Genomic DNA, 9290 nt, shown 5'->3' on the forward strand with positions numbered 1-9290 from the left:
AACATTCTTCGCTTGATTATCGGAGCCCCAATCAGTATGAAAACTTAATCAGCCTTGCCGCTTAGACAACTGTCCAGGAAACTGGGGTCAGATCACAATCTCTTCTTCGGCATCAAAGGCAAGCGAGGTCAAATTTTCGAAGCTTTCTCCACCAAAACGGAAAGCCTGACGAGAGCTACAGTCTTCAGGATTCATTTGCAGCATATATACATCGGATAAGCCAAGACTCTTTATACCTTCACTCTGCGGGAACTGGTCAGAAAAGGTAGTACCAGCAATGTAGAGTGACCCTTTGTGAAAAAATGCACCACCCGTAGTGTCATTTCCCGCTCCACCTAAAAAGCTTGAGCAAAGTGGCTCAAGCGAATCAAGATCAAGCGAGAGCACAACACCTTCCAAAGCCCCACCCGCTACAGGCTGATAAGAGCTTTCTTCACGAATGAACGGAAATGCGGCAGTGGCTTTATCAATAGTAGCAAGTACGGCTATTCTGCGTTTCTCCTCATCTATCACCAAGGACTGGCAGCGATCTTCATTGATACCACCGTAGCGTCTCACATTGACGTCTTCAAAAGTGCCATGGAAAGTGAGGAGGAAAATATCTCTGAGAGAGCGCGCGGGAACATTAACTTCGTCTTCAATATTTTCGCCCAAAAATTGCTTCGATTTTGTCCATCCACAGACGTAAACATTATTTTGCGAATCCACCTGCACTGCTATCGCCTCATCTAGATTTTCACCACCAAGATAACTTGAAAACAGCAATTCCCCTTCCGGAGAATATTTTGCAATAAATCCATCGAACGCTCCACCAGCTTGAACGGAGCCATCATAATTTTCAGATTTCAGCGCGTTTTTCATGGGAAATGCTTTTGAATAGGTTTGCCCCACCACAATGAGATTTCCCCTCTTATCGAGAGCGCTGTCCAAAATCACATCTACCTCTTGCGCAAATTGTGAAAGCTTACGATCGATGAGGCGTTCGGAAAAACCAGCTTTTGGAGAGCTTGTATCATTGGCAGCAGGCGCAAGGTGGAGCGAGAAAAAAAAGAGGAGAGAGGAATAAAAAAGAATTCTAAGTGTATACTTCAAGGTTTCCTCCTTAAAATGTTGTTTTGAATTGATTCTCTGAGTTTATCACAAAAAAGTGCTGAAGCAACCGAAGAAATACTTTGCCCCAAAAACTATACTTTGCTAGGCGTTACTCATGAAAAAAATTTACTCCCTCATTCTGTCTTTTTTCCTTTTTTCACTCTTGTTTACGGCGCACGTAAAAGCTGATGATTACGGCCCTGAAGGAAAGCGTTTTGGCGCGGGCCTCTATTTGGGCGATCCCACGGGTTTCACCGGCAAGGGTTATATCAGCGAAAAATTGGCCTTCGAAGGCATCTCCGCATGGTCATTTGTAAACGATTCTTTCACCCTTATCACGAACGTTACGTACGACTTTTTCACACTTCCGGTCTCCAGTGAAAAAGTTTCGTTTCCTTTTTATGCTGGAGTTGGTGGAAAGTTTGCTTTCAATAAAAAAGACCGTAACAATCGCAGAAACTCAGCAGGCTTACTTGTTCCAGTTGGCCTTGCCGCTCATTTCACCGAGTATCCCATCGAAATTTTTATCGAGCTTGCTCCAGGAATGGAATTTGCGCCACAAACGGAAGTGGATTTCTCAGGTGGCATCGGCGCACGTTTTTACTTCTTCTAGATTGCATTGCCCTTTTACGATGGCGCAAGCAGCAAAATAAATTCTCTCTTCTGTCCCTCCAGTTGTGCAGCTAGTTTTCCTGCTTGTCCAAAAAGCAGCTCTTCGCTTTTCATATTCAAATCAAGCGCAACACACACTTCTCTTTTTGCCTGTTCTTCGTGCAACTCGCGCAGAAGCTGAGAAAGCCGATAAGGTGTATCCATCAAAATCGTAAGTTCTTTCCTCTTTAGTACTTTTGCCAAAGCCTCTTTACGTTCCACTCCACGAGAGGGCAAAAAACCTTCAAAGCAAAAGCGTTTCGTTTCATAACCACAAAGCGCAAATGCAAGCAGGACGCTGTTTGCAAAGGGAGTGCTTGTTACTTTTATTTTTTCACGATGACATCTCGAAACCAAACTTTGGCCAGGATCACAAAAAGCTGGCAAGCCCCCATCACTCATCAAAAAAATGTTTTTTCCTCTTTTAAGCTCTGCAATCATCTCATCTTCCAACTCAAGTTGCGTCTGTTCATTAAAGTAAATAAAATGCTCAATCGCTTCTCGCGGCAAACCAAAACGAAGCCATCTTCTTCGAGCTTCTTTCGGTGGCTCGAGAAGAAAAAGATGTTGTTCAAAATCTAAACAAGCATGTTGAAGAAGTTGAAGGGCCACAGGCTCTAGCGGACTTTCTTCATCAATAGGACTTGGCACAAGGGTAAGCACTCCGGTATTCATCTTTACTCCTTTTGAAATGTTGCAGTTTTCAAAAATAACTTGAGCCCCCGGTTTCTTCCATATTGCGAACCAATGCAATTGATACGATCAAATTATGCCTATATTTGTTTGATATTATAAGGATGTTTCTGAAAACCAAGGTTCGTTAGGTTCGTTATTTTGTGAAATAAACCTTGCCCTTGCTGTAGATTCTGCTACCATTTTTACCGAACCATAGCAATAATTCGATGTGTTTTTTTATAACAATTCTTTATATATCATCTACTTAATTCTTATTTTCTAACAGCAATGGTTCGGAAGGTTCGGTAAAAATGGAAGCGTCACTTATTAAAAAAGGGATAAGAGAGCTGCAAAAAAAATCTGGCCGCTTGATTCATGTTTCAAATAAAGAATGGTATTCACTTTTTAAAGACGAAATTCGCAACTCCATCGCTATAGAAGGAATTTTTACCAATCGCACCGACCTTATCGATGTGCTTGAAAAAAATAAGCGCACGGATAAACAAAAAACAGCTGCTATTCTGGGATATTTTGATGCAGCATCGACAATTTACGAATATGCGGCAAATCAATACAAGGAAAAAGAATTTTCGCTCAGGATGTCCGACATAAGACAAATTCACACGATGCTCATGCGATATGAAAAAGAGATGGAGTTGTATGAAGGAGAGTTGGGTGAATTTCGCAACAAAACAGTAGAAGTTTCTCTCTCAACTTTTACTCCCATTAATGAATTTTATGTAAGACAGGCCATGGAACTTTTTGTAAAATGGGTTTCACATCATCTCAAGCAAAAAACTTATTCTCCTGTGAGATTATCAGCAATGGCTCACGTGTGGTTTGAGTCCATTCATCCCTTTCGTGATGGCAATGGACGCTCGGGAAGAATATTGCTGTCCTATATCCTCATCGGATGCGGTTTCATGAATATCGCTATCAAAGGTGTATCGAAAGAAGACCGTAATCGTTACTACGAATCTCTTGAAAAGGCAGATGATATTTTTGAAAAAATACATCGGGAGATTGAGAAGGGAAAGAAATTTAAGATAAGCGATGTTGATAAACTTATTCGAAAAAATGATTTTGATGAATTTGTATCAATTGTGGTGGAAAGATTGGAAGATTCTCTTTCACACCTCAAACAGATAAATGTGGAACATATGAACAACGAAGCTCAACTACCACTTTCCGACCTTGCTCATATCTACAATTATTCTCCGGATTATCTTAGAAATCTCATCAATCGCGGAAAATTAAAAGGGACAAAAAAAGGAAAAACCTGGTATGTACGTGTAAAAGATTTAGCTGATTACACCGAAAACATTGATTAAAAGTGGAAAACAAAACGGAGAAAAAATATGGGAAAATTTGCTAAATTCAAATTGGGAAAAGCTCCGGGAACCCTTGCCTATATTGGAGAAGCGAAAACTGCAACTGTCAGCATTAATCTTTTAAGATATGACAAAGAGAACATTGTAGAAGCAACAGAAAATTCACTTGAGCAATTGCTTCAAAATCGAAAAAAATTAAAAAACAAATGGATTAATATTAATGGCCTTCACAACGCCACGCTTATTGAAGAGCTTCGAAAAAAATATGAGATTCACCCTCTTATTTTGGAAGATTGTATCGACACCCAACAACGCCCAAAGCTTGAATCAATTGAATCGCATCTTTTTGCCGTTGTAAAAATGGCAACTGTAAATGAACACACATCTACCTTAGAACTCGAACAAATAAGTTTGATACTAGGAAAAGACTACCTTATTACGCTTCAAGAAAAAGAAGGCGATGTTTTTAAAATTCTTCGTGAGCGAATACATAATACCGCTTGGAGAGAACGCGCGCTGGAAACCGATTATCTCTTCTACGCACTTCTTGATACCATTGTTGATCATTACTTTCTCGTTTTAGAAACCCTCACTGAAAAAGCCGAAGCTCTTGAAGAGCAAATTTTAGAAAGTCCATCGAAAGAAGTGTTAAAAAATATTCACCACTTAAAAAGTGAAAGCAGAAGATTGCGAAGAGCTATTTGGCCAACACGAGAAATAGCTTCGTCATTGCTTCGCGATGAGTTGAAATACTTCAAAAAAGAAACCTTTCCTTATCTTCATGATCTTTATGATCACATTATTCAAGTTGGTGATTTGCTAGATTCACTTCGCGAAAAGCTCTCAAGCTTGCTTGAAACCTATCTTTCCGGAGTGAGCAATAAAATGAATGAAGTGATGAAAGTGCTTACGCTTTTTGCTGCCATTTTTATTCCGCTTACTTTTGTTGTTGGTATATACGGAATGAATTTTCGTTTTATGCCAGAACTTGAGTGGAAATATTCTTATCCTCTTCTATGGATTATTATGATTCTGATCGCGGCAGGAATGTTATTGCTTTTCAAACGAAAAAAATGGCTCTGATTTTTTTCAGCTAGACCTCTGCTCTATCTTGAGTTGATGCGTGTTTGATTTTTTCCAGGAAAAGAATAATTTTTTCAGCCACATTTACCCCACTTGACTCTTCAATACCCTTAAGACCTGGAGATGAATTTACTTCTAAAATAACTGGCCCATGATTAGAGCGCACCAAGTCAACCCCGGCAACACGTAGCCCCATAGCTTTTGCCGTTGCTATGGCAATTTTTCTTTCTTGAGGAGTTAACTTCACTTTTTCAGCGGTTCCACCTCTGTGTAAATTGGAACGAAATTCACCAGGTGCTGCTTGACGCTTCATAGCTGCAACCACTTTATCTCCAACCACCAAAGCTCTGATGTCGGCACCCTTTGCTTCTTTTATAAATTCTTGCACCAAAATATTTGCATCAAGCCCGCGAAAGGCCATGATTACAGACTCTGCCGCCTTCTTTGTTTCAGCAAGCACAACACCTATTCCTTGAGTTCCCTCTAACAATTTAATTACAAGCGGCGCTCCGCCAACACTTTCAATCAAGCCATCAATATCTTTTGTAGAATGAGCAAATCCTGTCACCGGCAATCCAATGCCTTTACGGGAAAGAAGCTGTAAGCTTCTCAGCTTATCGCGCGACCTCAAAATAGATTGAGACGACGCTGTGTTCACCACACCTTTCATTTCAAACTGACGTACAACTGAAGTTCCATAAAACGTATGCGAAGCACCAACACGAGGAATCACTGCATTAAAATCTAATTTTTGACCTTGAAAAAAAACTTCAGGTTTTTTGGAAGTAATATTCATGTAACACCGAAGGTAATCAATAACACGCACTTCGTGTCCATGTTTTTTTGCTTCTTCGACAAGCCGACGCGTAGAATACAACTTGTCATTTCGAGAGAGAATTCCAATCTTCATCTTTACCTTTATCTTTCGTGAGCAAGAAAAGATCTATGCGCATCAATTAAAAATTTTTTCTTAATAGCTTGTCTTCCGAGTAACATTCTAAACCCCATTACATCTCTACTTGTAAGTGTTACTTCAATAGGCCAAACGTTTCCCATCAATTCTATGTCTGTCACAATCACCGGTCTTCGTTCTACTTTTCCATTTGAACTTCGAATATTTCTGTATTCCAAAAAAGGAGCCTTCACTCTCACTTCTTTTTTCTTTGTGTTTTGAAAAGGATCAATGGTGAAATGCACAAACTCTTTTTTCTTGTGCGTAATAATTTCGATGTCTTCAGCATGCAAACAAGAAGATCTGGCGCCCGTATCGATTTTGGCTTTGATCTCTTTAATGCCAAGCTCTGGAAGACTTACCCATTCACGCCACCCGATAATAAGTAATTCTTTCATATCTCCTCCGGAGCGCTTGACTATGCTTTGACCTCCCAAAAAGCAATCAAGAAAGTATCATTTTGACACGGTTTAAGAATGGGCATATGTGTCTCTACATGAAAATATGGTGGGGAAAATATGAGCTTGAGAAGAATCAAGCCGGTTTTTGGAAAATTGGTCCACTTTCGCTTCATATTGAACATAAAACGCATGAATGGGTTGTAAAATCAGCTCAAGAAAATGACCCTCTTGCATCTCACCTAGAATGTGAAGTTCCTACTCAAAAAAAGAGTGAAATCATTCAGGGAAGTCTTTCTCATTTTGCCGTAATTGCTGAAGATAATCAGCTTTACCTTTCACCTATGCTTGCGGATAGGCCAATCATTACGCGGCCCGAAGAAGAGCTTTACATTTTACCTCAAGAAAAAGCGCTTCTGTATGTCAGCACTCCTTTGTGGCTTAATATTTCACTTCAAAGCGCTCATACAGTGCTTGCCGAAATTCCTCTTTATCGCCCTTCAGACACTTGGTTTGGTGAAAATACTTTAGAAGGTCAACTTTGCTATGCCAGCAAAACCTTTTCACAACTCGATTTAAGCGCCATCCCTTTAACGCCTCATCGTGCAACCACAGCGGTTATTGTGCATAACATGACAGCGCTTCCTTTTTGCTTAAAAAAATTAAGTTTACCAACTCCTTATTTATCGTTGTTCGTTTCAGAAACTCAAGAATTATGGACAGAATCCGTAAAGCTTGAAGTGAAAAGCGATTCACCTTTTGCTCCTTTACAATTGAAAGCGAAACCTCCTTTGCATGTAAAAATGGAAAAAAGAATTTGCAACCCAAGAATTAAAAGCACGCCAAATCTTGCTTTGCGAACGTTTCAAATTCTCTTCGGAAAGAAAAAAGAAATTTCAGACGAATTACTGTTTGGAGGTTTTTCTGATGACTGAGTTTCTAACTTATTTCCATGATCTTCTTGGCCCAGAAAAATTTATTCCTCTTTTAAGAGCTCTTGTTATTCTTGCTGTCGGCTTTTTTATTTTCCGCATCACAAAAAAAAGCATTCTCAAACTCACTTCCTCACATCTTAATCGACAACAAGTGATGCTTCTGTGGAAAATTGTCAGCTTTCTTTTTTCTCTTCTTCTCTTCACTTTGGTTTTAAATGAACTTGGTTTTTCACTGAGCATTCTTCTAGGCGCTGCGGGAATTCTTACCGTTGCCTTAGGCTTTGCTTCACAAACAGCAGTTTCAAATCTCATCAGCGGCCTCTTCCTTATTGGTGAACGACCTTTCGTAGTTGGCGATATTATCGAAATAGACAGCGTTACTGGCGAAGTGCTTTCCACTGATCTTCTTTCAATTAAACTTCGAACCTTTGATAACTTGTTAGTGCGCATTCCAAACGAAGTTGTTTTGAAATCGAAATCAACAAACAACACACGTTTTCCTATTCGTAGATTTGATGCACAACTTCTTGTTGCCTACAAAGAAGATATTGATCATGTAAAAAACGTTCTCCACGAAGTGGCAAATAAAAATATTATCTGCCTTGATGAACCTCGCCCTCTTTTCATTTTCAAATCCTTTAAAGATTCTGGCATTGAAATTCAATATTCACTTTGGTCTAAACGTGAACATCATCTTGAATTAAGAAACACCTTTTACAGTGAAGTAAAAAAAGCCTTCGAACGCGAAGGCATTGAAATTCCTTATCCTCATTTCAGTATTCGTACTGCATCACATACAAAACCATTTCCTGTTGAAACTTACATTCCAAAGAAAAAAGAAAATCATGAATGAACAAAATAATTATGGCCTTGTTTTATCTGGAGGCGGTGCCCGCGGAGCCTATCAGGCTGGCGTTTTGAAGGCTGTTGAAAAAATTATTTGCAAACGAAGAACTGATGCTGCTCCCTTTTCTGTGCTCAGCGGAAGCAGTGCTGGCGCCATCAACACCGGTTTTGTGGCAGCCAAAATTGACGACTTTTCTATTGCCATTCGCGATCTTTGTTTGGCTTGGTCCAACATTACTTCACAAGATGTCTACAAAATAAATACTTATGCCTTTTTGAAAAACTTTTTTCAGTGGATTGCACAATTAAGTTTAGGGTCATTTTACAAAGAGAAAAAAACAAGATTCCTTTTTGACACAACCCCACTCATTGCTTTTCTCAAAGCCACCATCGACGAAGATAAAATTCACAGCAATATTACCGAAGGAAAACTCAAAGCACTTGCTATCACTGCGTTTAATTATTCTTCCGGTTTCAGCCAAGTTTTTTTTGACAGCACACATTCCATTGAAGGATGGAAACGCTTTAGACGAGAAGGCATCAGGACAAATATTCGGTTAAAACACATTAGTGCATCGGCTTCTATTCCGCTTTTGTTTCCCCCAGTTGAAATTGATGGTCACTACTATGGAGACGGCGGACTGAGGAATTACACGCCTTTGAGCGCTACTATAAAATTGGGAGCGAAAAAATTGTTTGTGGTTGCTGTAAGAAAAAAGAAACCTCTTCCAGATCCAAATGCTCCCGTTATTTTTCCAAGTCTTGCCAGAGTTATCGGGCTCGTCTTGAACTCTGTCTTTCTTGATTCCATCGACATCGACCTCGAGCGGCTTGAATACATCAACCAAGCTATGAATGGAGTCACTTCAAAGGAAGATATTCCGTTTAAAAATATTGATTTCTGTGTTGTACGGCCTTCGGAAGACTTGGGAAAACTAGCCGAAGATTATTCGAGTTATTTTCCGCGAACGGTTTCTTATTTGCTGAAAGGGCTTGGAAACCAAAAAGAGTCTTCAGATCTCTTGAGCTACCTTCTTTTTGAACCAAGTTTTACCAAAAGGCTTATTTCTCTTGGCTATCATGATGCCATGGCAAAAAAAGCTGAAATCGCACATTTTTTCGGACGCTAAAAAACTCGGGAGTTCCTCAAACAATTCCTTGTCATCACGAGGAGCATAGCGACGTGGTGATCTCCTCTGGCAATTCTGATTTTGCTATAGTCAAATACTTAAATTGTCCGAGGAGATCCTTCGTTCCACTCAGGATGGGCATAATGGCAAAAAATGTGTGCTCGAGTTACCACTATCCTAAATAAATTCAAATAGTT

At 39.7% G+C, this 9290-nt stretch carries 10 protein-coding genes; 6 read left to right on the forward strand and 4 right to left on the reverse strand.

The annotated features are described in order from the left end of the window. Positions 1 to 87: 87 nt before the first annotated feature. Positions 88 to 1092 (reverse strand): hypothetical protein, encoded by a 1005-nt coding sequence (locus COV43_03730; protein ID PIR25832.1) that lies wholly within the window; start codon positions 1090 to 1092, stop codon positions 88 to 90. Between the two features lie 115 nt (positions 1093 to 1207). On the opposite strand from COV43_03730, the gene COV43_03735 reads away from it, so the two are divergent. Further along, on the forward strand, positions 1208 to 1705 hold the full coding sequence (locus COV43_03735; protein ID PIR25833.1) for a hypothetical protein: 498 nt from the start codon (positions 1208 to 1210) through the stop codon (positions 1703 to 1705). 14 nt (positions 1706 to 1719) lie between these two features. Here the strand turns inward: COV43_03735 and COV43_03740 are convergent, their stop codons facing one another. Beyond that, a complete protein-coding gene (locus COV43_03740) occupies positions 1720 to 2418 on the reverse strand; it encodes a hypothetical protein (GenBank protein PIR25834.1) in 699 nt (232 codons plus the stop codon). A gap of 311 nt (positions 2419 to 2729) precedes the next feature. Here COV43_03740 and COV43_03745 point away from each other — a divergent pair, with 311 nt between their 5' ends. Both COV43_03745 and corA read left to right on the forward strand, forming a co-directional pair. After that, positions 2730 to 3749 (forward strand): hypothetical protein, encoded by a 1020-nt coding sequence (locus tag COV43_03745; GenBank protein PIR25835.1) that lies wholly within the window; start codon positions 2730 to 2732, stop codon positions 3747 to 3749. A 27-nt stretch (positions 3750 to 3776) separates the two neighbouring features. Further along, positions 3777 to 4832: a magnesium and cobalt transport protein CorA gene (corA, locus tag COV43_03750; protein PIR25836.1), complete on the forward strand. Its 1056-nt coding sequence runs from the start codon at positions 3777 to 3779 to the stop codon at positions 4830 to 4832. Between the two features lie 10 nt (positions 4833 to 4842). Here the strand turns inward: corA and COV43_03755 are convergent, their stop codons facing one another. Together COV43_03755 and COV43_03760 are read right to left on the reverse strand one after the other, a co-directional pair. Beyond that, positions 4843 to 5742, reverse strand: a complete 900-nt coding sequence (locus COV43_03755) for a 30S ribosomal protein S6--L-glutamate ligase (protein ID PIR25837.1) — start codon at positions 5740 to 5742, stop codon at positions 4843 to 4845. An 8-nt stretch (positions 5743 to 5750) separates the two neighbouring features. Beyond that, positions 5751 to 6182: an ATP-dependent zinc protease gene (locus COV43_03760; GenBank protein ID PIR25838.1), complete on the reverse strand. Its 432-nt coding sequence runs from the start codon at positions 6180 to 6182 to the stop codon at positions 5751 to 5753. A gap of 86 nt (positions 6183 to 6268) precedes the next feature. On the opposite strand from COV43_03760, the gene COV43_03765 reads away from it, so the two are divergent. Genes COV43_03765 through COV43_03775 form a run of 3 tightly spaced genes read left to right on the forward strand, consistent with a single transcriptional unit; the run spans position 6269 to position 9093 of the window. Continuing rightward, the gene (locus COV43_03765) at positions 6269 to 7117 is read left to right on the forward strand and encodes a hypothetical protein (protein PIR25839.1); all 849 of its coding nucleotides are present in this window, start codon (positions 6269 to 6271) and stop codon (positions 7115 to 7117) included. Further along, the gene (locus COV43_03770; protein ID PIR25840.1) at positions 7110 to 7970 is read left to right on the forward strand and encodes a mechanosensitive ion channel protein; all 861 of its coding nucleotides are present in this window, start codon (positions 7110 to 7112) and stop codon (positions 7968 to 7970) included. Before COV43_03765 ends, COV43_03770 begins: the two co-directional genes overlap by 8 nt. Next, positions 7963 to 9093 carry a Patatin gene (locus COV43_03775; GenBank protein PIR25841.1) on the forward strand — a complete coding sequence of 377 codons (1131 nt, stop codon included), beginning with the start codon at positions 7963 to 7965 and terminating at the stop codon, positions 9091 to 9093. The genes COV43_03770 and COV43_03775 overlap by 8 nt, the downstream gene beginning before the upstream one ends. Positions 9094 to 9290: the final 197 nt, after the last annotated feature.

It is taken from the genome of Deltaproteobacteria bacterium CG11_big_fil_rev_8_21_14_0_20_42_23 (genome assembly GCA_002796345.1).
GTDB lineage: Bacteria > UBA10199 > UBA10199 > 2-02-FULL-44-16 > 2-02-FULL-44-16 > 1-14-0-20-42-23.

Coding starts and splice junctions, on each gene's coding strand:
- COV43_03735 (PIR25833.1), top strand. CDS start 1,208: ATGAAAAAAATTTACTCCCTCATTCTGTCTTTTTTCCTTTTTTCACTC.
- COV43_03740 (PIR25834.1), bottom strand. CDS start 2,418: ATGAATACCGGAGTGCTTACCCTTGTGCCAAGTCCTATTGATGAAGAA.
- COV43_03745 (PIR25835.1), top strand. CDS start 2,730: ATGGAAGCGTCACTTATTAAAAAAGGGATAAGAGAGCTGCAAAAAAAA.
- corA (PIR25836.1), top strand. CDS start 3,777: ATGGGAAAATTTGCTAAATTCAAATTGGGAAAAGCTCCGGGAACCCTT.
- COV43_03755 (PIR25837.1), bottom strand. CDS start 5,742: ATGAAGATTGGAATTCTCTCTCGAAATGACAAGTTGTATTCTACGCGT.
- COV43_03760 (PIR25838.1), bottom strand. CDS start 6,182: ATGAAAGAATTACTTATTATCGGGTGGCGTGAATGGGTAAGTCTTCCA.
- COV43_03765 (PIR25839.1), top strand. CDS start 6,269: ATGTGTCTCTACATGAAAATATGGTGGGGAAAATATGAGCTTGAGAAG.
- COV43_03770 (PIR25840.1), top strand. CDS start 7,110: ATGACTGAGTTTCTAACTTATTTCCATGATCTTCTTGGCCCAGAAAAA.
- COV43_03775 (PIR25841.1), top strand. CDS start 7,963: ATGAATGAACAAAATAATTATGGCCTTGTTTTATCTGGAGGCGGTGCC.